This window comes from Cutibacterium sp. LaCa_286 (assembly GCF_057198075.1).
Window position 1 is genome coordinate 1,962,930 of the sequence record NZ_CP191091.1, and the last position, 26,786, is coordinate 1,989,715.

The following is a 26,786-nucleotide window of genomic DNA, read 5'->3' on the forward strand; positions in this document are numbered from 1 at the left end:
CAGTGCACCTCCGACCTCACCCCGAGACCGCATCCGTGCAGGTGGGGGCTGGCTCCGCACGACATGGCACACGACATGGAAAAGGGGCCGCACCCCGTGTGGATGCGGCCCGGGCAATCGGCAGAGCTCAGAACGGCCTGGTCATTCTGATCCCCTACCTCGGATGAATCAGAAACCGGTAGCAGGCAGGCCTTGCCCCTTGGCAGCAGGCGTCGCGTCTCTGCCCACACTGGCCTGGCCACTGGGCGACACCTCGGCCCCGCCTCCGAACGAGGTCTTGAGGTTGAGCTCCGGAAGCTTGAAGTCTTTCTCGCGATGGGCGTTTCCATCCAATTCCAAATGGGACTTTCCACTGAAATGAAGATGCTTCAGGGGGTGACCATCAAAAAGTGGGAGCCCCTTGAGGTGCAGACCGTCACCCCGCCCCACGTGGGAGTCCCCGTCCAGGTGAAGGTGCCTGAGACGGAAGTCCTTCGTACGGTGCAGGCCGCGCACCGTGACACGCTTGTCGTAGTGCACCGACATGTGGAGGGTACCGTCACCCCGGTCCACGGCGCAGTCGCCGGTGAAATCGATGACGAGGTCATAGTGCTTGCCGGGAGTCAGTCGGGCGAGGCTCACGTCCACCGATCCCTTGCCGGTCTCGTTGATCCGGGCATCCCCCCAAGCCACGGCCCGGGGGTCGTGGCCCTTGTCGGGATTCGTCCCCGCCGGAACGATCTGCCAGGCCACGGAGCCGCTGAACACACGCTTGACGCTTCGGTCGCCCTTGTTGGGCGAGAGGAGGTCGTAGTTCACCTGCACGGTGAGGTTGGACCGATCCACCTTGACGTCCTTGCCCGCCTGGAAGTCGCCGCCACCTGCCGAGAGGGAGACGTTGACGTCGCCGTCGGCAACCTCACCGTCCTCTGAGTCATCGGTGCCATGCCCGGCACCAGTGACGTCGTCGTTGCCGGCCGGCAGATCGGGCGATGCGTTGCTGCTGGGGGGCTTGATGGTGGTGGACGATTCGCTGTGGGGGAACAGCTCGGTGGTGCGCTCGGCGCTGGGCGACTCGCCAAGCGGCAGCAACGGTGTGGTGCTCTCGGCCTCGGGCGAAGCGGACACGGATGTGGTGGTCGCGGGGTCCGGGCCCTCATCGGCGCTGGCTACGGCCGCGCACGACAGTGAACCGAGCAGGGAGAGGGACAGTGCAGTCGCCACTCCCACACTTCTGCGCGCCTTGAGCTGCTTCATACGAAATCCTTCCACGGGTTCAGGGGATCGAACACCCCTGTCAGACATTCAAGCTCGCTGCCGGTGCGTCTGCAACTGTGTCGGGCTCTCCACCCATACCGAGCTGCTCGGCGACGTGATCCATGTCCTTGTCCCCACGACCGGAAAGATTGACCAACAGGTAGGAGTCACGCGGCATCGTCGGAGCCATGGCCATCGCATGAGCAACGGCGTGCGCCGACTCCAGAGCCGGGATGATCCCCTCGGTACGGCTGAGGCGGAGGAAGGCGTCGAGCACTTGGTCGTCGGTGATCCCCACGTACTCGACCCGCCCGACCTGGTCGAAATAGGCATGCTGCGGTCCCACGCCGGGGTAGTCCAACCCGGAGGCGATCGAGTGGACGGCGTCCGGCTCGCCCTGGTCGTCGACGAGCACCTTGGTGCGCATACCGTGCAGGACGGCGTCGGCACCCTTGGCGATGCTCATGGCGTGCTCACCGCGCTGCTGGCCGCGTCCGGCCGGCTCGACGCCAATGAGTCGCACGTCCGCGTCGTCCAGAAAGGCGGTGAAGGCACCCATGGCGTTCGAGCCGCCGCCCACACAGGCGACGACTGCAGCCGGGAGCGCCCCGCGGGCGGCAAGCAGTTGGGCGCGCGCCTCGCGTCCGATGACCGTCTGGAAGTCGCGCACCATCGATGGGAATGGATGCGGGCCGACGACCGAGCCGATAGCGTACAGGTGGTCATCGCAGTTGTGGGCGTAGACCTCGAATGCGGAATCGACGGCTTCCTTGAGGGAACGTCCGCCGGTCTCCACGGCGACGACCTTGGCCCCCAGCATCTTCATGCGCACGACATTGGGGTGCTGCTTGGCGACGTCGATGGCACCCATGTGAATCTCGCATTTCAGCCCGAGCAGCGCGGCTGCGGTGGCCAGTGCGACGCCGTGCTGACCCGCACCGGTCTCGGCGATGACGGTCGACTTGCCCATGCGTTTGGCGAGCAGGGCCTCTCCGAGGCAGTGGTTGATCTTGTGGGAGCCGGTGTGGTTGAGGTCCTCACGCTTGAGGACGATCCGTGCCCCACCGAGCTCCTGGGAGAGTCGGTCGGCGAAGGTGAGGGATGACGGACGTCCGACGAACTCACGCAGCAGACGCAGGTACTCGGCGTAGAACTCGGGGTCGTTGCGGGCCTCGTCATATGCCTGGGCCACCTCGGCCATCGGCCTCTCCAGGGCAGCGGGCAGAACACTGCCGCCATAGCCACCGAAGACTCCGTCGGCGGGCAGCGTGAGGTGTGGGGTGGTGACGACGTCGCAGGCCTCGGCGATGGTGCGCGGGACGGCGTCGGTCACCGGTGCGGTGTCACCGGCATTGGCAGCGCAGCAGGCATTGGCGGTGTCGATGGTGGTCATGGGGGTCTCCTCGGAAAAAGGGTCCGGGGGCCGCAGACACAGGTCGAGCCGCCCAGAATGGGGCGGCTCGGTACTTTTCTCAGTGCACGACAAGATCCGCCCTCAGGCGGACCACCACTGCCGTGCATTGAACTTCATGGCTGAAACCATAACCTGTGTCTGTCGAAACGGAAACCCCTGATCCACATGGTGAGACGCCTGCTCTCTCGGTCTGCATGCTGGCCCCCGATCCGCATCTTCTGAGGAGCTGCCTACGACGACCCGATCAGAACTCCCGAGTGCCCAGAACCACGGCTCCCGTTGCCCAGGATTGCACAAAAACCACTCCTGCCACTGTGCCCGGGCAATTGCCTGGACGTGGCCATCCCCGGGTGCTGGCACTGGCAAACCGGTGGGTACTCGATCCCCACTCGCGGCGCTACGGACCCGTTGCGTCCAGTACCGTGCGGATCCCCAGCTGCTGGCCTGCGCGGGAGGGATCCGTCTGGAACAGTGCTCAGCCCTTCGCCGGACCGTCGCTGTTGATCGTGATGTCCCAGTTGGGGGCGTCGCGCACATAGGCACGGTCCTCGTAGTCGACCTCGCCCCTGGAATCATCGGAGACGCCGGAGTCATCCGGCGCATCACCGTCGTCCTCGGTCTGCTCGCCCACGGACCGTTCACCCTGATCGGCATCAGGCTCAGGTGCGTCGACGGTGTCGAGCTCATGCACCTTGCCGTCAGCGTCCTGCCAGCAGACGACCTCACGACGCACCGGCACTTGAACTGGCACCTGCACCGTCACCATCTCGGTGACGACGTACTTGCGCAGCTGTGCCTCGGCCGGGAGCCCGAGCACCGCACGCTGCGCGGCCTCCACCGATGAATCAGCCTGGCCGTCCTGCTGCTCAGTGCTGGCGAGCTGCTCATCGTGGGATTCGGTCTCGTCCTCATCGGTGTCCTCGGGCTCATCGTCGTCAGCAGCCCCGGACGTGGCCGACGGTACGGTACCCGGCACGACGAAATCGTACGGGGTGAACACCCGCGGCGGAACCTCATCGGCCTCGTCCTTTGAGCTCTGCGCGGGAGGCTCCTCGTCGACGCTGTTGAAGGGCTGCTCAGCGTCCGGGCCGTCCTCGTCGTGGCCGGTCTGGTGCGCCTCACTGGACGTGTCGACCCCATTGTGTGGTTCATCGGAATCGCCCTGCAGCAGGCCGTAGTGACGCCGGATCTCCTCCTCCGACGAGGGGCTGAGGTCCTCGTCGGTGTGCGCCACCGGTGCAGCCATCATGAGCTGCCTGTCGTAGGGCATGCTCACCGTCTCCTCGACGTACCGGCCCTCGTGGGCTGGGACGAAGTGCTGCTCACCAGACTCGTTGATGACGGTGATGAAAGTTGCCGCCCCAGTGGAGTCGTCGGCAAAAATCTGCTCGACGGTGCCCACCTTGACCCCAGCACTGTCGACAACGTCAGCATCGAACAGCTCACGGAGATTCCCCGGATCCATGGCACTGATGTCCATGCGCATTCCTCTCGTCGGGCCTGGTTCGGCCGCTCAACCGACAGTTTTCGTCTTCACTGTGTCACGTCAACCCCCATGACGGCGATCTAGCGCGCCGAAAAAAGTCAACATCGCTGCACAATCGTCACTCCGGTGCCCTCGCCGTCGACCTGGCGACATTTTTCGCACACCCCGGCGATATCAGGATGGCCCGGCCCGATGCCCGGAGCTCGACTCGATACCAGGGCGGGATTCGATACCAGGACGAGACCCAATGCCCGGAGCCCGACCTCGAGCCAAGATGAGACCCGACCGGGTGGCTGGAGGGGCCCGATCGGGTGGCCGACTGGGACGCAATCTAATTCCGACTGAGGCCCGACCTGATTCCGGCTGGAGCCCACTCTGATGGTGGGTTCTGTTCTGGTGATGGGTTCTGAACGGGCTCTGGCGGAGTATGGGTTCCGACAGGATCATCAGCACGGTGACCCGACGTCTGCCCACCTGTGAAAAATCGTCACCCCGCCCATGGATGCCGCAAAAATGCTCACGCCAAAGCTCACGGGAGGTGACTACTCACAGAAGGGGTGCCGGATGGCCCCAACGGATGCACCTTGACCACTGATGGCCCCAACGGATACACCCTGAGCACGGATGGCCCACCGGATGTTCCTTGAGCAGTGCTTGTCGAGAGTTCCTTCCGGCGATGGACACGCCGTCATGACAGCAGATCTCGAGCCCATTCTGAATCGTGATCCGCCGACATCCCGGCACAGATCACCCGGCAGACGTGAGTGTTGGACAGATACCGGTAGAATGACGATGTGATCTTCAAACGAGTTGGTGACAGGCGCCCCTACCCGGACCATGGCTACACCCAGAAGCAGTGGTCCGAGATTCCGCCGGTGCAGGTGCGACTCGACCAGCTGACCACGACCAAGAGCACCCTGGATCTCGACAATCTGCTCGAGGAGGATTCCACCTTCTATGGCGACCTCTTCGCACATGTCGTGTCGTGGCGCGGTGAGCTCTACCTGGAGGATGGTCTGCACCGCGCACTGCGCGCCGCCCTGCAGCAGCGTCAGACCCTGCACGCACGCATTCTCGACCTGGACTGATTCGCGCCCATGAGCTCGAAAGCCCGTCACGTCTTCCGTCTGGTGGCAACACCCATCACGTTGCTCATCCTCGTCGCCATTCTTCTGGTGGCCGCCAAACTGGGTATGCGGGCACTCACCGCTCCCCCACCCAGCGCGAAGATTCCGCCGTGCGTGTCCACCGACGTCGGCGGCACCCTCAAGTCCTCCGACGTCGTCGTGTCCGTGTTCAATGGGAGCCACGAACGCGGTCTGGCCGGCAAGGTGAGCAAGCAACTCACCCAGAAGGGTTTTCAGGAGGGTGAGGTCAGCAACACCGACGAGCGCATCAAGCAGACGATCATCGTCGGGCACTCCAAGGACGATCCACAGGTGAAGCTCATCGCGGCGTTCTTCCCCAAGGCGATGTTCCGCGCCGATCCTGATCGCCCCGACCATGCCGTGCGAGTCCTCGTCGGCAGCGAATTCGGCGGGTTCAATGCCAAGGCAGCCACCTCGATCTCGGTGGCCGGTCCAGTCTGCCTGCCGCCTGCTGAAGGCCTCGCCTCGCCCAGCGCCACTCCGTCCGAGGAAGGCTGACCGGGCCTGCCAGTCCCCCGAACCAGCTGGATCTGGACACCACCTGGGTCTGGAACTCGCACTTCTGCCGCAAGAGACCAGACACATTCGCCGCCACCCGGCGCATGCCCGATTGGCTCTGGCCCATGACCAGGTGAGTGGAGCACAACTTCCCACACCTGGCCGTCCCGACGGCAAGAGGTTCAGGGGTGATCCCCGGAGGGCTTTCGCGGTGAAAGCCCCGGGGAGCGGTCCGTGAGACCCGAGCAGCGGGGAGCTGAGGGGTGGTCCGCGAGACACCGAGAAATGCGGAGCTCAGAGGTGACCCGCAAGACCCCGAACAACGCGCAGCCGAAGGGCGGCCCACGAGACCCCAGGAGTACAGAGCCAAGGAACGATCCGCAAAACCCGAACAGTGCGGAGTCGAGAAGTAATCCGGCTCTTCAGGATCCAGGGTGTAGTTGTGACTTGACTGTGTGAGAGTCTGCTGTAGTTGGCCTGTGAGGCCGGGGTGCGTGGGGGAGGACCCTGCGCGAGGATCGGAGTGTCTTAAGTCCCGTCCTCGTGAATCGCAAGGTCCTCCATGAACCACGCTACCTTCGGCGCCCCCGACCTGACCACATTCGCCCGTCTGGACGAACTCGGCCTGGAGGTCACCGGCCAGCTGATCAGTGACGAGGAGACGGTCCTGGCCTGCCGGGTCGTCGAGACTGACGACTGGTGCCACCGGTGCGGATGCCAGGGGATCCCACGTGACACGGTGGTCAGGCGCCTGGCCCATACCCCGATGGGCCACCGGCCCACGATCCTTCAGATACGGGTACGCCGGTACCGGTGCACCGGCTGCGGACACGTGTGGCGCCAGAACACTGACCAGGCCGCCGAGGCGAGGGCGAAACTGTCGCGGGGCGGGCTGGCCTGGGCGCTGGAGGGCCTGGTGCTCGATCACCTTCCGGTCTCCCGTATCGCCGCTGGTCTGGGGGTGGACTGGACCACCGCCAACGATGCGGTGCTGGCCGAGGGCACCCGCCGGCTCATCGACGACCCGCACCGCTTCGAGGGCGTGGAGGTCATCGGGGTCGACGAGCACGTGTGGCGCCACACCAGCCGTGGTGACAAGTACGTCACCGTGATCATCGACCTGACACCGCTTCGCGACGGCACCGGGGCCTCCCGGCTGCTCGACATGGTGGCGGGACGTTCCAAGAAGGTGTTCAAGACCTGGCTGGCCGGCCGCGACCAGGCCTGGCGCGACCGCATCCAGATCGTGGCGATGGACGGGTTCACCGGCTTCAAGACCGCAGCCGCCGAAGAACTCCCGGCCGCGGTCGAGGTCATGGACCCCTTTCACGTGGTCCAGCTCGCCGGCGACGGCTTGGACCAGGCCCGCACCCGGGTCCAGCAGGACACCACGGGCCACCGGGGCCGGGCGGGCGACCCCCTCTACGGGGTCAGGCTGACTCTGCACACGGGCCGGGACCTGCTCACCGACCGTCAGGCCGCACGCCTGGAACAGGTGTTCGCCGCCGACGCCCACGCCCCGGTCCAGGTCACCTGGGCGGTCTACCAGGAGATCGTGGCCGCCTACCGCGCCGAGAACCGTGCCGAGGGACGGGAGATCATGGCCCACCTCATCGACGCGATCGCCACCAAAGCCCCGAAGGCCCTGCCCGAAGTGGTCACCCTGGGCCACACTCTCAAGAAGAGAGCCGCCGACATTCTGGCCTACTTCGACCACCCCGGGACCTCGAACGGGCCTAGTGAGGCCATCAACGGCAGACTCGAACACCTCCGCGGCATCGCCCTGGGCTTCCGCAACGAGGTCCACTACCGACTCCGAAGCCTCCTGGAGACCGGAGGATTCAGACCCCGACTACACCTTGGATCCTGAAGAGCCAGTAATCCGCGAAACCCCAGCAGTGCGCACCGAGGGGATCAATGGCACACAGTTGGTACGGGCGCTGGGCCGTTCCCCCTGTTGAGCGATCCGCCCCGGTCTGTCAGCCCCGAATCCTTCAGCCTCGGTCTGTCAGCTCTGGTCTGCCTGCCCCCAGTGCCCTGAATCACGTGGGGTTTGACTGCCCTGATCACCCGACCCCCTGAGGCACCGAGCGGACCGGCCGTCGTGGCCAATCTCCGTGAGTTGTTCGGCGACCGCATGGCGCTGTGCCGACGGGGTGACGATGAGCAGCTCGTCGTTGGCGAGAAGACACGTGTCCGTCCCAGGAGCGAAGGACTGCTCACCCCGAATGATGAGTGAGACGATGGTGTTGGCCGGCAGCTGCAACTCACCAACCGTGGTTCCAGACAGCTGCGACCCGATCGGCACGTTGACCTGGATGAGTTCGGCGTCGACATCTCCCAGCGGCGCCACCTCGATGTCGATGTCCTTGACGGCCGAGGCGTCGACCAGTCCGAGCAGTGCCCCCACCGTCGGCAGGGTCGGCCCCTGGGCAAGGACGCACACGACGACGAGCACCAGTACTGCGTCGAAGATGCGGTCGGCACCGAAGAGGTCGTCCGAGATGGGAATCGTCGCCAGGATGATCGGAACCGCACCACGAAGACCGGCCCACGACAGGAACACCTGGTGCCGCCACGGAGTACGGAACCAGACCGTGCTCACGAACACCGCCAGCGGACGTGCCACGAGGGTGAGGAACAGGCCGATGATCACTCCCTGCAGCACCGGCACCCAGGTCAGCCGGTCCGGGTTGGCCAGCAGCCCCAGCATGACGAACAGGCCGATCTGGCAGATCCACCCCACACCTTCGGCGAACAACTCGGTGGCATGTTGGTAGGGCAGATCGGAGTTGCCGATGACGACGGCAGCGACGTAGACGGCTGCGAACCCCGAGACGTGTGCCAACACCGCCAGCCCGTAGGCGAGCGACGCCCAACACATCGCCACCACTCCGTACAGGCCTGACGAGGGAAGTTTCACGCGACGAGTGACATGCGCCCCGAGCCATCCGACGAGCAGACCCACGAGAACACCCGCCGCCAGTTGGACGACGATCGAGACGATGAGCCCCCAGACTCCTCCGGGGAGAGGGTCGCCGGTTGCCATGGCCGACAATGCGACGACGACGAGCACCGTCGGGGCATCGTTGAGTCCCGACTCGGCCTCCAGGATCGACTTCAGACGGGAGGGAAGCGACACCCCACGCAGGATCGAGAAGACGGCGGCCGAATCGGTGGGGGCGGTCACGGCGCCCAACAGAGCGGCAACCGTCCAGTCGATGGAGAAGGCACAGTGGCAGAACACTGCCATGACCCCGATGGAGGCTGCCGAGCCAACCGTGGCCAGGAGCCCGGCCGGGGCCAGGGCTGGCCTGATCTCGTGCCACCTGGCCGAGAGCCCACCCTCGGCCAGGATGAGCGCCAACGCGGCCAGCCCCAGGCCACGAGCAAGCTCCGGATCGTTGAACTGCACTCCGAACCCTGCTGGCCCCAGCACCATGCCGATGAGCAGGAAGAGCAGCAGCGCCGGCAGCCCGAGACGACTTCCGATCCGGACCGCCAGGGCAGCGAACAGAATGATGACCGCGGCGAGCAGCAGGGCAAGGTCGAACACGGTCATGAGGGAATTGTCCCCCATCCCGCACCTCGGGCACGAGTCGCAGAAGCTGATTTCGCCATGAGGTGCTCACGACTCGAGCGAGCGGGCATGGAACCGTCACGTGGAACGTCTGCGCCAGCAATCCAATCACTGACACGGGGAAACTGGAGCAGCTGGACAGGCACGGGGAACCTGGAACCGCTGAGCAGGCACAGATCTCCACCGGTCCTAGGACACAGTGATCGCCACCTGGGATGTTGCCGAGGCAAGCAGCCGTCCGTGATTCCCCCGGAATGCTCACATGTCGTGGACCCACATGTGTGACCTGCGTCTCGGCACCTCGTGCCCGTCCCCACATGCATGCCCATCGATGTGTGGAGCTGCGGAGGCTCGCTGCACACATGCTTGCCAGAAGACCGTCGCCGCGGTGGGAGTTCCGAGCAAGGTCACCGGACGACAAATTCCGGATCCGTGCAGGGCCCCCGACGACAACAAAGCCCCGGAGTCCTGATCTCTCAGGGCTCCGGGGCCATCTGGCGGTGACGGAGGGATTTGAACCCTCGGTAGCTCTCGCTACACCCGCTTTCGAGGCGGGCACTTTCGGCCGCTCAGACACGTCACCGCTGGTTATTTTAGCGGAACGTCACCCGTTGTTGGCAAATCAGTCACTTTGCCGAGTCGTCAGACTCAGCGGTGGGCTGCAGATCGTTGGCGTGCTTGCGGTCGAAGTTCCACGCCACGACCAAGGCCAGCACGATGTAGCAGACCAACAGCCCGGTCTGCATCCACGACATCATGGAGACCGTGTGAATGATCGCCCCGTGTGCTCGCGACAGGTAGGTGAGCGGGATGACGGCATAGATGATGGCAAAGATGAGCGCAATGCCGTTGTTGCGAGTGACGATGAACAGGTTGCTCACCGGCGAGGTGACGAAGTTGAGGAACAACCACGGCACCAGGGCCACCGCCAGATCCGCCACCGGACGATAGGACGCGCCCATGAGCAACGGCAGGATCGGTGGTACGAGCAGATACAGCAGACCGAACGGGATGATTCCCACCAGGAACGACCGCACGATGGACCTGCGCACCATGGAGAACATGTGTCCGGCATCCGTCACCGACAATTTCTGGTAGAACACCTGCGACATCGCCTGATTGATCACCGCCGCGGGCACCTGCATGAGCTGCCAGGCCATGGTGAACAGTCCCATGGCAGCCCCCGAGTAGTGGATACCCATCGACCACGGGATACCTTGCAGACGAATGGCGTCAACGATGGCATTGGGCGCGGTGAGCAGCGGCATCTTGCGGTAACGCTTCATGAGCGTCCTGGTCGGGATGTCAGCCGCCTTCACCTCGACGACGTCCTTACCGAGGCGGCGTCGGAAGTTGTTGAGTCCGGCCATCTGGCCGAGGATCACTGCGACGATCTGCCCACCGGCTCCCAGCCCGGCGAATGCGCTGCCGATACGTCCTGCACCTGCCACGGTCTGCTTCCACACGGCATTGGTGCCGATGACCCCGAACTGCTTGCGTCGGTTGGCCCAGAAATTGGCGATGTTGTACTGGCAGTAGGTGAAGATGAATCCACCAACTGCCAGCATCCACCAGCGGGTCCCGGCGGGGGCGTCGAGCAGCCCGGCGAGGTAACCGCCCAGCGGAACCATGATGATGGTCGCCAACAACGAGACGATGACATTGATCCGGGTGGCCAGATTGAAGATGGCACGTGCCTCGCCGTCGTCCCTGGGCAGCACGATGGCCATGTCGTAGCGCAGTGCGGCCACCGGGATGACGAATCCTGCCGTGGCGTAGACAGCGGAGTAGATGCCCCAGTCCACCGGGTCGACCTTGTGGGTGACGATGAGGACGGCGACGATCGCCACCAGCTGGGCGACTCCCGTGCCACTGATCACCTTGAGCACCGAGCTGAGGAACTCGTGGCGACCCAGGAAGGCCTTGAAACCAGATTTCTTCCCACTGCTTGGTGCTGTCATGGACGCCTCGTCCGGCTCCTCGGACGCAGGCGTCGTCTCCGACGAAGAATTCACCCGACCACGGTACTCGCCGTGACGAAAAATACCGAGTCGAGAACCCAGGCGTCACTTCTCGCACGCGCACCCTGCCCGCCTGACAAAAATTGACACAGCACGTCGGTACAGCGCTTTAGAGGCCGAGACGGGGGCACTGTTCGCTGCTGCACAAGTCGCCCAGGTCGCCGTTGATGACCCCTCGACTCTCTCTCCCCCCAGTGCTCGAACGCTGCGGCGACCTCAGAGCATTCGGTGAGTCGTCCGCGCGGGGTGCCGACCGCAATAGATCGGTGCCCTCGGATCTGTGCCTTCGCGGAACCTGGAGTCCCTTCCCTGCGCATGGGCATGCCCGCGGGGCACCCGAATGCCTGTTGACAGTAGAGGGAGCCCTCTCCGGCGTGTGTATGCCCCCTCATCAGAGCAGTCGGGATGGCCATTGGGAAAGAGCTTTCAGCACTTGGGCATGCTCAAGTGAACCACCGGGGCTGCAGCAGGCTCGGATAAACCACCGAAACTGTAACGGCAGGGGCGCAGCTGGGTAGTGAAAACTGTCGAGCCAGACCAGGTCGAGTCACTGTCCTGCACCGCACCTCAGCCAACCGACGAAAATCGTCACGCCAAGCCGAGCGAGCGTCACGACAACGCAGGAACACCTTGCACATGGACACACCCAGCACGTAGACACACATAAGCAATAACCACTTCGCACGTAGGCAGCAGCGCAGCCAGTGTGGGGCATGTGGACACACTGCGCACGTAGTGTGGGCCCCACGTTGGCCTGCCGAGACACCCGCCAGCGAGGGTGGGCACCACGCTTGCTTGCAGAAACGCCTGCCAGCGGGGCAGGGGCAATTCTCAGCGCTTCCCGACACCCCGTCAGAGAATCGTCAGTGATCGCCACTCACCAGCACTGAAATGTCTTGCCGCCCGCCGAGGTGACAATTTTTGACATGCCGGATGCCCGAGTGCCGAGCACGTCCTGCGAATTGCTCCTCCAGCCTCAGCGCCTCGTCATGAAGAATTCGGTGAGCAGCCCCGCGCACTCCTGGTCACACACCTGCGAGACCACGCGTACTCGATGATTGAGACGAGGGTCGCGCACGACGTCCCACAATGAGCTCACCGCCCCGGCCTTGGGGTCGAAGGCGCCGAACACCAATGTCCCAATCCGAGCAGCGACGATGGCGCCAGCACACATCGTGCACGGTTCGAGAGTGACCACGAGGGTGCAATCGTCCAAGTGCCACCCGTCATCCTCGTCGCGGGCCTGCAGGGCCTCGACACCGCGCCGGATCGTCACCACCTCGGCGTGAGCGGTGGGATCGCCGGTGAGTTCTCGCTCGTTGGCGCCAGCAGCTAGGACTCGTCCGTTCGGGTCGAGCAGTACGGCGCCAATTGGCACGTCCCCCCAGTCAGCAGCTGCCCGAGCTTGGTCCACAGCATGGCTCATGGCTTCTTGCCACAGACTCATGGGGCCCGAACCAGGCTGACCCAGCTGTGTCCCGGCCAAGCCGCTGCTGGTACGTCTCGAACCGTCATGCGGATGATCCGAGTTCATGCCAAGATGACTGCCTTGGAGCACGTACCGGTCCTTGCCATTCACCACGGTGTCGCCCCCACCACGTATTGCCTGATCAGCGCAATCAGCTGGAGAAACTGAGTCGTTTTCGTGGCCCATTGGCTCCATCACTTCTCAGTGCAGAATTGTCGGAACTTCCGGCACCTTCGAAGCACTCAGCGCCCAGAATTCTCAACGGCACGTTGAAAGATTGGGCCAAAGTTGATCCGCCGGGCCACGATGCTCAGCTGCTCATCGGAATCCTCGTCCAGATCCGCGATGGCTTCCAGGTCAAACTCGCTCAAACCCACGTCGGAGAGCAGGTCGAAGTCGCCCATGGGGTTGGCGTCGTCATCGACATCGGGGATGTCCTCGCCGAGGAAATCTGCAACGTCACGCGCGATGGGCCAGTCATTGGCCTCGACGCCGTCGGACAGGAAGACCTGAACATTGCGCCCCCGCACCCGCACGATCACGAAGAACTGGTGGTCGATGGACACCATGGCGACTGCCCCAGCATCACCGGGGAGCCGTCGCAGCTGCATGATGAGTTCGTCGAGGTCATTGGCGAGCTGGAGGTCCAGTGGCGCCGACGTCCGCTCACCGTCATCGGCATACAGGGCGACGACGAAATCGATCTCGTCATCGGAGGCATCCTCAAGATCGTCGTAGTCATCATCGGAGTAGTAGTCATCGTCACCGTCGTCGAAGTCATCGTCGTCGGCAAGATCCAGCTCCTCGGAATCGGTGAGATCGTCCACGTCGTCATCGCTGGCGTCGTCAACAGAAACATCGTCGGATGCGGCAAAGTCCTCATCGTCGGTGAATTCATCATCACGATCGGTACCCACGATGACCTCCTCGAAACACGGATATCTGTATCGTGTCAGAGTTTCGAGTCAGTTCACAGCCCCGACTCCAAAATTGTCCAGGTTTTCATCTGCCAACCAGCTGGTGCCCGGGCAGGGATGCTCGCTGGCACCCGGCAGACCTGCTCGGCTGAACGTTCGTCCTACGCGGAAGCCCCCCTACCGGGTGGGAGGGGGCAGACAGACCTGCTCGACTGAACGTTGCCCTATGGGAGCCCTGCGCGATTGACCCTGCCGGGTGGGACCCCTGCCAGGTAGGATGCGGATCTCCTCGCCAATGACGCGGCGCTCGCGCAGGACTGCCCCCTGCTGGATGGGAATATGGAGACTCGCTCGGCTGGACGCTCGCCCTGTGAGAGCTCTGCGGGACAGACCCCCTGCCGGATGGGGTGCGGAGACCTGCCCAACCAGACGCTCGTCCTGAGGGGACTCACGACCTGACGATTTTCGACACCACTCACTTCATCGACGCAAAGCTCGGGCCCACCACCCCGTCGCATGACAATTTTTGTCGCTTGGCCACATCCCAGCGCAGAAAAATGATGTCCAGTATCTCTGCACGGCATTTTTCATCATCCAGATGATCCGCCCCTGCCGACCGATGCAGGGTACCAACCAGCTGGTGCGCAAGTGCATCCCCGTGTCTGTAGCACAGCCAGTTGCAACACCTCTGGCAACCAACAGCCAGCTTTTTGGCGTGACATTTTCGTCGTGCCACGACGCACTCTGGCAATCGAATGGCACGCGCTCTCACCAAGTGACAATTTTCGTCACTCCCAGTGTCAGGAGGCAGATCAGCGACACCACACCCTGTGAAGTGGCATTTTCGTCGTGCCCTGACGTCCTCCGGCAGGCGAGTGGCAGGTGTCCTCATGTGGTGACGATTTTCGTCACCACCAGCGGTCAGGAGACAGACCAGTGACACCACACCCCGTGGGGTGACATTTTTCGTCACCCCACGCCGAACATCTCACGCTGGTCCCCCACGCCGCTTCACCTCCCGCTTCATCCCACGCCGAATGCCCTCCCCAGGCATCTCCCGACACACCCCTGCCGTACCGACCCGCCCCACGTCATGGCCAGATGTGCGACACTGTGGCCGTGGAATTGCGTGTCATGGATCATCCCTTGGTTTCTCACAAACTCACCCTGCTGCGATCGCAGGACACCACCAGCCCGGTGTTTCGCCAGCTCGTCGAGGAGCTTGTGACCCTGCTGGCCTATGAGGCCACTCGCGAGGTGGACGTCGTCCCGTGTACGGTGACGACTCCCGTCACCCAGGCCCGAGGCGTGGAGCTGGCCAGCCCGAAGCCGCTCGTCGTGCCGATCCTGCGGGCCGGTCTGGGCATGCTCGAGGGCATGCTGCGCCTCATCCCGAGCGCCGAGGTCGGTTTCGTGGGCATGGCTCGCGACGAGGAGACCCTGCAGCCGATGACCTATGCAGAGCGTCTGCCATCAGACCTCTCCGGACGGCAGTGCTTCGTGCTCGACCCCATGCTCGCCACTGGAGGCTCGTTGGGCGGTGCCGTGCAGTTCCTCGCCAAGCGTGGGGCCAAGCACGTCGTATGCCTGTGCATCCTGGCCGCCCCGGAGGGCATTGAGCGGTTCCGCGGCCTGGTGAAGGATCTTGGCATGCAGTGCACCCTGGTCGTCGCCGGGGTGGATGAGAAACTCAATGAGAAGGGCTACATCGTCCCTGGTCTGGGGGACGCCGGGGATCGGCTCTACGGCCTGGCCGAGTGACGGCTCAGCACCGTGTCATCACAGCGCAGTGGTGTTCTTCGAGGTGACGACCTCACCGGACTGGCAGCCTTCCTGGGGGTGAAACGGCCCGAGGCCGTCGTGCCGCCATGCTGGCACTGGTGTGTGCTCAACGACCCCGTCGATCCGAAGGCCTTGGATGATCGCGGTCAGGTGCGCGATTCCCCGCTCACACCACCGCCGGGAGTGACGCGGATGTTCGCCGGTGGCCGGGTGCACACGATCACCCCACTACGCCTGGGCCTCGAGACGACCCGCACCACCGAGCTCACCAGATCCGTCGCGAAACAGGGGAGGCATGGTCCGCTGCGGTTCGTCACCCTGACGACGACGTGGCGTCAGGCGGGGCGCACGGTTCTGATTGACGAGACCGACCACGTCTTCATGGGCTGCGCGCCCCACAGCTCCCCCATGATGGTGCCCACTCACGCCACCTCGGCTCGGCCCTTGCCCATGGGATCTGACGCTGCGCCGAATTCTGCACCAGCGGATCGGCCTTCACCCACGGGATCGGGTGCCGCACCGAATCCTGCACCGTCTGATCAGCCCACTTCGGCCCACCTCATCGAACCCACCTTCCAAGCCCCGGGAGCGCACCGCATCGACGTGGACGAGCTCACCTTGGTCACCTTCTCGGCTCTCACCGCAAACCCGTACCGGATCCACTGGGACCGACGGTTCTGCGCACAGGCCGGTCACGACGGGCTCGTCATCCACGGCCCGTTGCAGGCCCTCTGGATGGCCGAGCAGGCATTTTCCGGCGTGGACCCGGCAAACCTTGCCGACGTGACATTCAGCTACCGGCTCACGGCTCCAGCAACTGCTCCTGCCGTCATGACGGTCGAGCCCCATCAGATTCGCAGACCTGACGGGGTTGTCACGGCCGTGATGGAGGTTGCCGCCGGAGGCCGCCCGGACAGCTGAGCCGGGGCCAGGATCGGTAAACCGTCCTGTACGCCCAGTCCCGCCCGCGCTCCTCAGCCCCGGGACCGGGCCGACGAGAATGAGGTCACCTTGTGCTCCGTTCACCAGCCCCAGCGCCGGGCCAGACAGGCACCCAGACCCCCAGCACAGAGCAGGAGCAAGCCGCACAGGAGCCGAAACCAAGCTCAGCCGTCGGGGGGCATCAACCATTCCTTCGACCAGAGAACAAGCCACCTGGAGCTGAGGCCAAGCTCAGCCGGGGCCGGACCGAAAAAAGTCAGACCACGGCAGCGCCCCAGACCTGCCTGTCCCATCCGGGTGCAACAGCCGGAAATGGCAGCGGGGCAATGACGCTGTTCACCCGCTCCCACCCTGGTGGGGGGTGGTCGGCGATGCCACGACAACGACGGCAAGGACTGACCACTCACTCCCACCCTGGTGGAGGGTGGCCCATCCGGTTCACCTTCTCCCCTGCTGCTGTCCCGCTCACCTCACCCGAGCGGAGGCGAGGATGGCCCCACCGATGATCATCGGGATGAAGAGCCGCTCACCTCACCTGGATGGGTGCGAGAGCGTTGAGCGGCGCTCGCCTCGAAATACACATGTTGACCCCACCCGGATGGGGGTGGCAGAGACCTTCCAGACGTTGTCGGCGTAGTCCTGGATGGTGCGATCCGAGGAGAACCGACCCGATCTCGTGATGTTCACCCACGCCTTGCGGGCCCAGCTCTTCTCGTCCTCGTAGTCGGCTGCCATGCCATCCTTGGTGGTGCGGTACGACTCGAAGTCGCCCAGGACGTAGTAGGTGTCGGCCTGGTTGCCGCCGTCCAGGAGGGAACGGCGCAGGTCGGCGAACCACCCCGACCCGTTGTCGTCCAAGGTGCCGTCGACCAGGGCATCGAGCACCCGCGCCAGCCCCGGCACGTTCTGGTAGTACCAGGTGGGGTCGTAGTTCTCCCGAAGGCTGGGCAGCTCGTCCTTGGTGGCACCGAAGATGTAGGCGTTGTCCTCACCCACGGCGTCCAGGATCTCCACATTGGCCCCGTCCAAGGTGCCCAGGGTGAGCGCCCCGTTCATCATGAACTTCATGTTCGAGGTGCCCGAGGCCTCCTTGCCGGCCATCGAGATCTGTTCGGAGACGTCAGCGGCCGGGATGATGTGCTCGGCCGGGGACACGTTGTAGTTGTGGACGAAGACCACCTTGACGCGCGAGTTGACCTCCTCGTCATTGTTGACGAGGTTGGCGACGGCATTGATGAGTTTGATGACGGCCTTGGCCCGCACATACCCGGGAGCGGCCTTGGCGCCGAAGATGAAGACGCGCTTGGGGGTCTCCAGGTCCGGATTCTCCTTGAGTCGGAAGTAGAGGTCGAGGATGTACAGGGCGTTGAGCAGCTGGCGTTTGTACTCGTGCAGCCGCTTGATCTGGACGTCGAAGATGGCCTCGGGATCAACCTCCACGCCCTCGCGCCGCGCCACCCAGGTGGCGAAGTCCACCTTGTTGGCTCGTTTGATCTCGGTCAGACGCTCGTAGACGCTCTCGGGAACCGAGTCGGTGTGCAGGGCGAGCACGGTGAGGTCGCGCACCCACTCGTCGGAGTCGGTGACGTCGTCGAGAAGATCGGCCAGCCGCGGGTTGCACTGCTTGAGCCAGCGGCGTGGGGTGACACCGTTGGTCTTGTTGTTGAACTTCCCCGGCCACAGCTCGTGCCAGGGTTTGAGGGTGTCGGCCTTGATGATCTCGGTGTGCAGGGCGGCCACACCGTTGATCGAGTACGACGCGTAGCAGGCGATCCACGCCATGCGCACTCGCTCGTCGGCCACCGGGGCCATGTAGTTGGCCGTCTCGGGGTCGACGCCACGGCTGGCCATGTCCTCGCGGAACCGGCGATCGATCTCACGCACGATCTCGGCGATGCGCGGGAAGAGCTGCTCGAAGATCGACATCTCCCAGGTCTCCAGGGCCTCGGCGAGCACCGTGTGGTTGGTGTAGGCGAAGGTCCGGGTGACGACGGCCCAGGCGGCATCCCAGCCCAGGCCGTGCTCGTCCATGAGCAGCCGCATGAGCTCGGGGATGGCCAGCACCGGGTGGGTGTCGTTGAGCTGGATGGCGTTGAAGTCGGCGAACCCGTTGAGGTTGGCCCCGTGGTGCTCGACGTAGTTGTCGATGAGCTCCTGCAGGGTGGCCGAGCAGAAGAAGTACTGCTGCCGCACTCGCAACACCTTGCCCTCGTAGGTGGTGTCGTTGGGGTAGAGCACCCGGGAGATGTCCATGGTGCGTTCCCGATCGACGATGGCGTCGGTGAAGCGCTGGGAGTTGAAGGCGTCGTAGTCGAACTCGTGGATCGGCTCGGCCTTCCACAGCCGCAGGGTGTTGACGTTGGAGGTGCCGTAACCGGTCACCGGCATGTCGTAGGGCACGGCGAAGACGTCGAGGTCGGCGTAGTGGACGACCCGCCTGGCCTCCTCACGGCGAATGATGAATGGGTACTCGTCCTCCATCCAGGAGTCTGGCTCCTCGATCTGGAAGCCGTCGGAGAAAACCTGACGGAACAGCCCGTAGCGGTAGAGGATGCCGTAACCATCGACGGGAAGGTCGAGGGTGGCGCACGAGTCGAGGAAACAGGCGGCCAGACGTCCCAGCCCCCCATTGCCCAGGGCGGCATCGGGCTCCTGCTCCAGCACGTCGGTGAGGTTGAGTCCGTGGGCGGCCAGGGCAGCTCGTGCGTCGTCCTCGATACCCAGGTTGGAGAGGTTGTTGAGCAGGGCTCGTCCCATGAGGAACTCGGCGGACAGGTAGTGCTCCATGCGTCCGGCCTTGTAGGTGGCCGTGGTGTGGTTCCAGTCGTCGGCCACCCGGTCGATGACGCTTCGTGACAGCCCCTGCCACACCTCCATGAGGGTGGATGCATTGACGGGACGGCCAGAGCCGGCCCGCACGTGGGCGGCCACCTCGGCGGCGAAGTCCTGAGACATGTGTTCCCTTCCTCCGGACTGATGATCACCGTCACCCTAATGCGTCGGTTCCACTCAAACCAGAACATGACCGCAACCACTGGTCGAATTCTTGGCAAACAGAGCTTCACCTCACCCTGAATCCCCGGTGGGTGACACTCCCAGATTTTTCACTGACTGGGTTGGGCCTCATACTTGTCTGGTGCACGACAAACGTGAGAGCGAAATTGTGGCTGCATCCAAGGCAGATCCGTCGACACCACAGCAGTCGCCGGATCCCGTCCAGCACACCCCCACCCAGCAGGGACCAACCCCGCAGACCCATTCCCCACAAGGCAAGGGACGTCTTTTCGGGCTGGCACTGGCAGCTCTGGGGATCGTCTTCGGCGACATCGGCACATCGCCGCTGTACTCGGTTCAGACCGTCTTCGCCTTGGAGCACAACACCATCCCCCCGGATTCCCGCAGCATCCTCGGTGTCATCTCCATGATCACCTGGACGTTGGTGCTCATCGTCTGCATCAAGTACCTCACCTTTGTCATGCGGGCCGACAACGAGGGCGAGGGCGGCATCCTGGCGCTCATGGCGCTCATTCGCCACACCCTCAAGGACCGCAAGAAGATCCGGCGGATGGCTCTGCTGCTCGGCCTCATCGGGGCCTCGCTGTTCTACGGCGACTCGATGATCACCCCGGCCATCTCCGTGATGAGCGCCATCGAGGGTCTGTCGGTCATCAACCCCGCCGCCAACCAGATCGTCCTGCCAGCGGCAATCCTCATCCTCACCGTACTCTTCGCCATCCAGCGCAAGGGCACGGCACGTATCGGACGTGCCTTCGGGCCGATCATGACGATCTGGTTCCTCACCCTGGCCTGTCTGGGCGTCCCGTGGATCGTACGCAACCCGCAGATCCTCAAGGCCCTGTCACCGCACTATGCCGCCCTGTTCTGGATCGACCGGCCGTGGATGGCGTTCATCTCCATGGGCGCCGTCGTGCTGACGATCACCGGTACCGAGGCGTTGTACGCCGACATGGGGCACGTCGGGGCCAAACCCATCCGCCTGTCGTGGTTCTGTCTGGTGGGCCCGGCCCTGCTGCTGGACTACTACGGGCAAGGGGCCATGCTGCTCATGCACCCGGACTGGATCGACAACCCGTTCTTTCGTCTGGCTCCGAGCTGGGGACGGGTACCGCTGGTGCTCCTCGCCACCATGGCCACGATCATCGCCGCCCAGGCCGTCATCTCCGGTACCTTCTCGCTGAGCTACCAGGCCTCTCGCATGGGTCTGCTGCCGAGGCTCTCGGTCAAGCACACCTCCAAGGAGGAGGGCGGCCAGATCTACATTCCCGAGATCAACTGGATCCTCTACTGCGGGGTCCTGGTGCTCATCGCCATCTTCAAGTCCTCGGCGCGGCTGGCCACTGCCTATGGCCTGGCCGTCACGGGCACCGAGATGCTCACGACGACACTGTTCCTCACCTGGGCACGGTGTGCCTGGCGCTGGCCCAAGTGGTCGGTCGCCCTGCTGGGTGTGATCATCTACTCCGTCGAGGCGACGATCTTCTCGGCCAACCTGCTCAAGATTGCCTCGGGCGGCTGGATCCCGCTGGTCATCAGCGCCATCACCATCGTCGTCATGACAACATGGCGTCGCGGTACTCGGATGGTCTACGGGCAGCGTGCGCTCGCCGAGGGGCCGCTGGAGGACTTCCTGGACTGGGTGCGCAAGGAGAACCCGCCACGGGTACCCGGGCTGGCCGTCTACCCTCACCCCGACCGGGTGACGACACCGTTGGCCATGCGCAACAACACGCGTTTCAACCATGTGCTGCACGAGCACAACGTCATCCTGTCGATCGTCAACGAGAACGTGCCGCACATCCGCCACAAGCAACGGGTCGCCGTCACCGACCTGGGTGATCCGGCCGACGGCATCTCGTACGTGGAGTGTCATGTGGGCTTCGCCGACTCCCAGGACGTGCCCAAGGCGCTCGCCCTGGCCTACGACAGGCTCCCCGATCTCAATGGACTCGACATCACCAAGGCGGTGTACTTCCTGTCGGTGGCCGACGTCAAGCGTGGCGACCCGACCGATCCGGACTCCGTTGCCGCAACCAACAAGATGGTCGGGTGGCGCAAGATGCTCTACGTCACGATGAATCGCAACCAGGCCGATCGCACCAAGGTGTTCCGTACCCCACGGGTGCGCTCGGTGGTCCTGGGGGAGGTCGTGGAGATCTGAGGAGGCCAGTACGACTGGCCGAACGCATTGTCGTCCGGCAGCGCCCTCATCCACCACTGAACGCGATCGGGTTCTACCGCCCGCCGGAGGCCACGGCGACGGCCACCTCGGCGGGATAATTCGTGATGACGGCGTCAACCCCGAGTTGAGCGGCCTCGCGGGCCTGCTCGGTGTTCACCGTCCAGGCCCGCACTCCCAGCCCGTGCTCGTGGAAGGTCGGGACGTCGTCACGCCCGCTCAACAGCTGGTGGCGCGGATGCACTGCCTGCACCTTGAGGGTGGCGGCATAGCTCCACGGATCGACGAGATCGTCCTCGTAGAGCATCCCGCGCCGGATGTCGGGGGCCAGGTCAGCCAGCAGGACGAGGCTGCGATGGTTGAAGCTCGACAGCACCACCCGATCCGCCATGTGGTGGCGCCGCACCGCGTCGACGACCTTCTGCTCCAGGTCCGGGTACCGGATGAGGGAGTTCTTCAGTTCGATGTTGACGATGGCGTCGCAGCGGCAGCTCAGGGCGAGGACGTCGTCCAGCTCGGGGATGGGTTCGTACCCCCAGCCGGGTTTTCCGGAGGCGAACGAATAGGCACGCAGCTGCTGCAGTGACTGATCGACGATCCTGCCGTGGCCGTTGCTGGTGCGGTCGATCGTCTCGTCGTGGCAGACGACGACGCGCCCGTCACGGGTGAGGTGAACGTCCAGCTCGATGGCGTCCGCCCCACTGACCAAGGCTGCAAGGAATGCGGACATGGTGTTCTCCGGGAGCCGTCCGCTGGCGCCCCGATGTGCCCAAACTGCCGTCATGACTCGATGATGCCACTGAGGGCTCGGCCCATGAACGGCGGGTGTGCCGACATCTCCTGGCAACTGTGTCCCAGATCAGGGAACAGAGTTATGTGAATGACATGTCCGTGGATGATTACGGAGGACAACCGGCAACAGCGTCAGAGAAACTTGTCTGGCGCGCCCGGAGGGATTCGAACCCCCAACCTTCTGATCCGTAGTCAGATGCTCTATCCGTTAAGCTACGGGCGCTTGTGCCTTGGCACTCGATGTACTTTACAACATCCAGCCAGCAATGCAAAACCGACGTGGCAGCTGAGTTACCGTGCATCTGCCGTGCCGATGACATGCGATGGCCCGGACCGAGCGGTCCGGGCCATCGCACCACGCGGAGGCGGCGGGATTTGAACCCGCGATGGGAGATAAATCCCAAACCCGCTTAGCAGGCGGGCGCCATAGACCTGACTAGGCGACGCCTCCAAAAGGTGCCCGGCCAGCATATCGGTTTCCCGGCGCGGACTCAAAGCATGTTTTGTTCACCATGTAGCATGGGGACGATTCCACGTGGCGCGGACCGTCTGGGACACGCCACGACGCAGAGACGACTCCAGGGTCAGGTGAGAAGTGACCCGCACGGAGACGCACTTCACGGCACCGGGGAAGGCACGATGGCAGACGACGGCTTCGACAGGCGACCCACCAGACCTCGTCGCGCCGCACCAGATCTCGACGTCACGGACTTCTACGACGAGTTGCGCATGCCTCGGCGCTATCGGGAGAGCCCTGAGGACTCAGCCGCCCACAGACCCAGTCGTGCCGACTACGTGGCCTCCCACGCCCAGGACCAGGACCCCGAGTTCGACGAGGTCACCCGGGCACTGAATCGTCCTCGCTCCAACCGAGCACCGGCACACGGAATGCCCGGCAGTCACGGCCGCTTCGATGGCAGTCGCGACGCTCGTACGCCGCGTGATGGTCGTGCCCAGCACCACGGCAGCAGCTCCTCCGGGTCTCACTCCAGGAACCGGGCCGGTGCCACTGGGACAAGCGCTGGCCGATGTCGCCGAGCTGCAGCCACCAGTCGCTCCGCCACACCATCCTCCGGGCATGCACCAACTCATGCAGACGCATCCTGGCAGCGTGCTCACAAACGTGACGTGCAGTTCCGACGGTCCATCCTGTGGACGCTGCTGGCAGCGATCATCCCCGGCCTGGGACTGTCCCGCAGCTCCCGGCCCCGACGCCGGGCCTTCGGCATGACCCTCACCGCGGTGGCCCTCGTGGCAGCTTTTGCAGCTGGGATCACGCTGTGGGTCAAACCGACCAATGCTGCCGCGATCGCCGTACGCCCAGGGATGCTGCTCGCGATCGTCTGGGCCCTGCCCATCATGGCGGTGGTGCTCACCGTGGTGCTCATCCTCACCCACCTGGATCTGCGTCCGCGCGGCATCACCCGGGCCCAGCGCTGGATCAGCTCGATCGTCGTCGCAGCACTCACTCTCATGATCTCCGGGCCGATGGCCGTGGCCTCCCGATACGCCTATGACGACTACGCCCTGCTCAACCGCATCTTCGGGGACGCCCCGTCGGCCACCCGTCCGGACATCGACACACATCGCAGTGTGAAGGACATCTGGGCCTCGAAACCGCGGGTGAACGTCCTGCTGGTCGGTGCCGATGACACCAAGCAGCGTCATTACCGTGACCGGGGTGAGATGAACACCGACACCATCATGGTCGCGTCCATCGACACCCGCACCGGCAATGGAACGATCATCCAGATTCCCCGCAACACCGCGGCGATGCCGTTTCCAGAGAACTCCAAGCTTCACACCATCTACCCAGACGGTTTCACCACGGGTCACGGCGACGACTCGAAGTCCTTCGCCAATGCCATCTGGTCAACGGTCGAGGCTGAACATCCCGACGCCATCGAGAACACCAAGTATCCCGGCGCGGACGCATTGAAGATGGCCGTGGGTGAAGGTCTGGGGTTGAGCATCGACTACTTCCTCATGATCGACATCGACGGTCTGCAGAAACTCATCGACTCCCTCGGCGGAGTGACGGTGAACATCAACCAACGCCTACCCATCGCCGGAAACTCCGAGGGCAAGCCCCCGACGGGATACCTCGAGGTCGGCCCGGAACAGCACCTCAACGGGTACAACGCCATGTGGTACGCCCGCAGCCGTTCCGAGTCCAGCGACTACGACCGGATGGGACGCCAGTCGTGCCTCATGAAGGCCGTGCTCGACCAGACGAATCCCGAGACCGTCCTCACTCGTTTCGAGGCCATTGCCGACGCCTCCGGCGACATGGTCGTCTCCGACATTCCCCAGGGCATGCTCCCGGCCTTCGTCGACCTGGCGATGCGCATGCAGGACGCCAACCTCAACCGGCTGCTCTTCGTCAACGGCAAGAATGGCTTCCAGCCCTGGGACCCGAACTATCCCATAATGCGCGAACAGGTGGCCGAGACCATTGCGCGGGCCTCGGACTCGTCCAACGCCAACAAACCGGTGACCGGGAAATCGGCGCGCCCATCAGCCACGAAGAGCAAAAAGGCCGCCCCGAAGCAGGGGAGCCACGCCGCCGAGGGAAAGGCGGCCAGGGGCACCTCAGCTCCCACCAGCGCCTCCCCCACCCCGAAGGACACCGAGAGCTCATTGACGGATGTGTGCGGATTCCATCCCATTGACGAGCAGAATCGCTGAATCATCGAGCTTCAACGAGTCATGCCCCGACCGACCAGCTCACCCGACTGGCTCCAGCGACCCGCACCCCGACCGGCCCCAGCGCTGCGTCCCGAACAGCCTCAGCTCACCCGCGCCCCCGACCGGCCCGGCGTCACACCGTGGATCTTCGGAGCGGTGAAACCGTGTTCGCGGTACTGGGCGCGAACGGCGTCCTGCACGGCTGCACCGTCAACCTCACGTACCAGGGCGATGGCACTGCCTCCGAACCCGCCGCCCGTCATACGCGCGCCCAGCGCCCCGGCCGAGCGCGCCGCTGCGACGGCCACGTCCAGTTCGGCACAGCTCACCTCGTAGTCGTCGCGCAGTGACTCGTGGGACTCGTTCATGAGCGGACCCACATCGAGCACCCGGCCAGCATCCATGAGGGCCAAGAAGTCCTGCACCCGCTGGATCTCGGTGACGACGTGGCGAACTCGGGCTGCCGTGGTGGCATCCGGCATCATGGCGATGGCCGCGCCGAGATCGTCGATCTGCCGCAAGGTGTCGACGCCCAGCAATGCCGCCGCCTGCTCACAGGAGGCACGTCGGGCAGCGTACTGGCCATCGTTGAGGGAGTGCTTGGCCCGGGTGTCGATGACGAGCAGCTGCAACCCGGAAGCGGCCAGATCGAACGGCACCTGACGGGTGGAGGTGTCCAGGCAGTCCAGCAGCAGCGCCCTTCCCTCCTGGGTGCGCAGTGATGCCGCTTGGTCCAGGCCGCCAGTGGGTGCGCCGACGACGGTGTTCTCGGTGGCCACCGCGATGTCCACCAGTTCTGCGCGTCCCCGGTCATCGGCTGCCAACCCGAACCCGTCGAGCTCGTCCAGCCCCAGGGCGACGGCACACTCCACGGCCGCCGACGACGACAGCCCGGCTCCGAGCGGTACGCAACTCTCCAGGGCCACGTCGAAACCGGTGCACTGGTACCCGGCGTCGTGGAATCCCCACACCACACCGGCGGTGTAGGCGGTCCACCCCTTGACCTTGCGCCGCAGGATCTCCTCGAGCGTCCCCTGCCAGGTGACGACCTCCCCGTGCACTCGGGAACAGATACGGACGACATCGTCGTCCCGGCGGCTCATCGCAGCATAGGTGGCATGTGGCAGGGCGATGGGCAGACAGAGACCACCGTTGTAGTCGGTGTGTTCCCCGATGAGGTTGACCCGTCCTGGACTGGCCCACACGCCGTGCGGGACGGTTGCGTACTGCTCGGTGAACAGGTCGGCAGCCTTGCGGGCTCCCTGCCCACGACTCCATGCCGTCTCGGTATTCGGTAACCCGGTACTCCTCTGCTGGGCGTGTGCTGTCTGCTGAGTGGGGGTCTCGGCGTCGTCCGACTCGATGCTCCGATGGTCCACGGTGACTCCACGGGTAGAAGTTTTTCAATGCACGTCCCGAGCTTACCGATCCGGTGAATCCGCAGGCACCGTTCCCTGCACTGCCGACTCGAGCAACCGGATTGCTGCATCGCTACCGGATTCCCGGGGCAGCTGGAGTCCCCACGCAGGAAGGGCACGCCTGCCGATTTCCGAGGGCTGATGGTCGGAAGAACCGACAGTCTGAGGGCAACATGCCCCTGACCTGAGGGGTCTCATG

At 64.4% G+C, this 26,786-nt stretch carries 17 protein-coding genes and 3 tRNA genes; 7 read left to right on the plus strand and 13 right to left on the minus strand.

Annotated elements, in window-relative coordinates; translation table 11 throughout:
* Positions 1 to 168: 168 nt before the first annotated feature.
* From ACP8JZ_RS08570 to ACP8JZ_RS08580, 3 genes are all read right to left on the minus strand, one after another.
* Complete coding sequence (locus ACP8JZ_RS08570) at positions 169 to 1,236, minus strand: hypothetical protein (RefSeq protein WP_484482412.1); 1,068 nt, start codon at positions 1,234 to 1,236, stop codon at positions 169 to 171.
* 40 nt (positions 1,237 to 1,276) lie between these two features.
* Positions 1,277 to 2,629, minus strand: coding sequence for a tryptophan synthase subunit beta (trpB, locus tag ACP8JZ_RS08575; protein WP_306517843.1), 1,353 nt, complete (start codon positions 2,627 to 2,629; stop codon positions 1,277 to 1,279).
* A gap of 496 nt (positions 2,630 to 3,125) precedes the next feature.
* Positions 3,126 to 4,130, minus strand: coding sequence for a photosystem reaction center subunit H (locus tag ACP8JZ_RS08580; RefSeq protein ID WP_306517844.1), 1,005 nt, complete (start codon positions 4,128 to 4,130; stop codon positions 3,126 to 3,128).
* A gap of 800 nt (positions 4,131 to 4,930) precedes the next feature.
* On the opposite strand from ACP8JZ_RS08580, the gene ACP8JZ_RS08585 reads away from it, so the two are divergent.
* From ACP8JZ_RS08585 to ACP8JZ_RS08595, 3 genes are all read left to right on the plus strand, one after another.
* Entirely contained in the window at positions 4,931 to 5,224 is a 294-nt protein-coding gene (locus ACP8JZ_RS08585; protein WP_021105191.1) for a type II toxin-antitoxin system VapB family antitoxin, read from the plus strand.
* A 9-nt stretch (positions 5,225 to 5,233) separates the two neighbouring features.
* The gene (locus ACP8JZ_RS08590) at positions 5,234 to 5,782 is read left to right on the plus strand and encodes a LytR C-terminal domain-containing protein (RefSeq protein WP_484482413.1); all 549 of its coding nucleotides are present in this window, start codon (positions 5,234 to 5,236) and stop codon (positions 5,780 to 5,782) included.
* A gap of 562 nt (positions 5,783 to 6,344) precedes the next feature.
* Positions 6,345 to 7,652: an ISL3 family transposase gene (locus tag ACP8JZ_RS08595; RefSeq protein WP_484482414.1), complete on the plus strand. Its 1,308-nt coding sequence runs from the start codon at positions 6,345 to 6,347 to the stop codon at positions 7,650 to 7,652.
* Between the two features lie 138 nt (positions 7,653 to 7,790).
* Here the strand turns inward: ACP8JZ_RS08595 and ACP8JZ_RS08600 are convergent, their stop codons facing one another.
* The 5 genes from ACP8JZ_RS08600 to ACP8JZ_RS08620 form a co-directional block, all read right to left on the minus strand.
* The gene (locus ACP8JZ_RS08600; protein ID WP_484482415.1) at positions 7,791 to 9,344 is read right to left on the minus strand and encodes a potassium/proton antiporter; all 1,554 of its coding nucleotides are present in this window, start codon (positions 9,342 to 9,344) and stop codon (positions 7,791 to 7,793) included.
* Positions 9,345 to 9,857: 513 nt separating this feature from the next.
* Positions 9,858 to 9,945 (minus strand) — tRNA-Ser (locus ACP8JZ_RS08605).
* Positions 9,946 to 9,988: 43 nt separating this feature from the next.
* Positions 9,989 to 11,323, minus strand: a complete 1,335-nt coding sequence (locus ACP8JZ_RS08610; RefSeq protein WP_484482835.1) for a lipopolysaccharide biosynthesis protein — start codon at positions 11,321 to 11,323, stop codon at positions 9,989 to 9,991.
* Between the two features lie 1,036 nt (positions 11,324 to 12,359).
* Positions 12,360 to 12,809 carry a nucleoside deaminase gene (locus ACP8JZ_RS08615; RefSeq protein WP_197691355.1) on the minus strand — a complete coding sequence of 150 codons (450 nt, stop codon included), beginning with the start codon at positions 12,807 to 12,809 and terminating at the stop codon, positions 12,360 to 12,362.
* Positions 12,810 to 13,093: 284 nt separating this feature from the next.
* Positions 13,094 to 13,768: a tRNA adenosine deaminase-associated protein gene (locus ACP8JZ_RS08620; protein ID WP_410172453.1), complete on the minus strand. Its 675-nt coding sequence runs from the start codon at positions 13,766 to 13,768 to the stop codon at positions 13,094 to 13,096.
* A gap of 1,134 nt (positions 13,769 to 14,902) precedes the next feature.
* Here ACP8JZ_RS08620 and upp point away from each other — a divergent pair.
* On the plus strand, positions 14,903 to 15,529 hold the full coding sequence (gene upp, locus ACP8JZ_RS08625; RefSeq protein WP_081659007.1) for a uracil phosphoribosyltransferase: 627 nt from the start codon (positions 14,903 to 14,905) through the stop codon (positions 15,527 to 15,529).
* Positions 15,530 to 15,541: 12 nt separating this feature from the next.
* Positions 15,542 to 16,471 (plus strand): HTD2 family dehydratase, encoded by a 930-nt coding sequence (locus ACP8JZ_RS08630; RefSeq protein ID WP_484482416.1) that lies wholly within the window; start codon positions 15,542 to 15,544, stop codon positions 16,469 to 16,471.
* A 552-nt stretch (positions 16,472 to 17,023) separates the two neighbouring features.
* On the opposite strand, the gene ACP8JZ_RS08635 is transcribed toward ACP8JZ_RS08630, so the two are convergent.
* On the minus strand, positions 17,024 to 19,447 hold the full coding sequence (locus ACP8JZ_RS08635) for a glycogen/starch/alpha-glucan phosphorylase (protein WP_484482417.1): 2,424 nt from the start codon (positions 19,445 to 19,447) through the stop codon (positions 17,024 to 17,026).
* Positions 19,448 to 19,781: 334 nt separating this feature from the next.
* Between ACP8JZ_RS08635 and ACP8JZ_RS08640 the strand changes: the two genes are divergently transcribed.
* Positions 19,782 to 21,671 carry a potassium transporter Kup gene (locus ACP8JZ_RS08640; RefSeq protein WP_484482836.1) on the plus strand — a complete coding sequence of 630 codons (1,890 nt, stop codon included), beginning with the start codon at positions 19,782 to 19,784 and terminating at the stop codon, positions 21,669 to 21,671.
* A gap of 73 nt (positions 21,672 to 21,744) precedes the next feature.
* Here the strand turns inward: ACP8JZ_RS08640 and ACP8JZ_RS08645 are convergent, their stop codons facing one another.
* The 3 genes from ACP8JZ_RS08645 to ACP8JZ_RS08655 all read right to left on the minus strand — a co-directional run bounded on the left by ACP8JZ_RS08645 (position 21,745) and on the right by ACP8JZ_RS08655 (position 22,932).
* On the minus strand, positions 21,745 to 22,473 hold the full coding sequence (locus ACP8JZ_RS08645) for a glycerophosphodiester phosphodiesterase (protein ID WP_484482418.1): 729 nt from the start codon (positions 22,471 to 22,473) through the stop codon (positions 21,745 to 21,747).
* Between the two features lie 155 nt (positions 22,474 to 22,628).
* Positions 22,629 to 22,704 (minus strand) — tRNA-Arg (locus ACP8JZ_RS08650).
* 137 nt (positions 22,705 to 22,841) lie between these two features.
* Positions 22,842 to 22,932, minus strand: a tRNA-Ser gene (locus tag ACP8JZ_RS08655).
* Between the two features lie 875 nt (positions 22,933 to 23,807).
* Between ACP8JZ_RS08655 and ACP8JZ_RS08660 the strand changes: the two genes are divergently transcribed.
* Positions 23,808 to 25,169 carry an LCP family protein gene (locus ACP8JZ_RS08660; protein ID WP_484482837.1) on the plus strand — a complete coding sequence of 454 codons (1,362 nt, stop codon included), beginning with the start codon at positions 23,808 to 23,810 and terminating at the stop codon, positions 25,167 to 25,169.
* A gap of 101 nt (positions 25,170 to 25,270) precedes the next feature.
* Here the strand turns inward: ACP8JZ_RS08660 and galK are convergent, their stop codons facing one another.
* Positions 25,271 to 26,548: a galactokinase gene (galK, locus tag ACP8JZ_RS08665; protein ID WP_484482419.1), complete on the minus strand. Its 1,278-nt coding sequence runs from the start codon at positions 26,546 to 26,548 to the stop codon at positions 25,271 to 25,273.
* Positions 26,549 to 26,786: the final 238 nt, after the last annotated feature.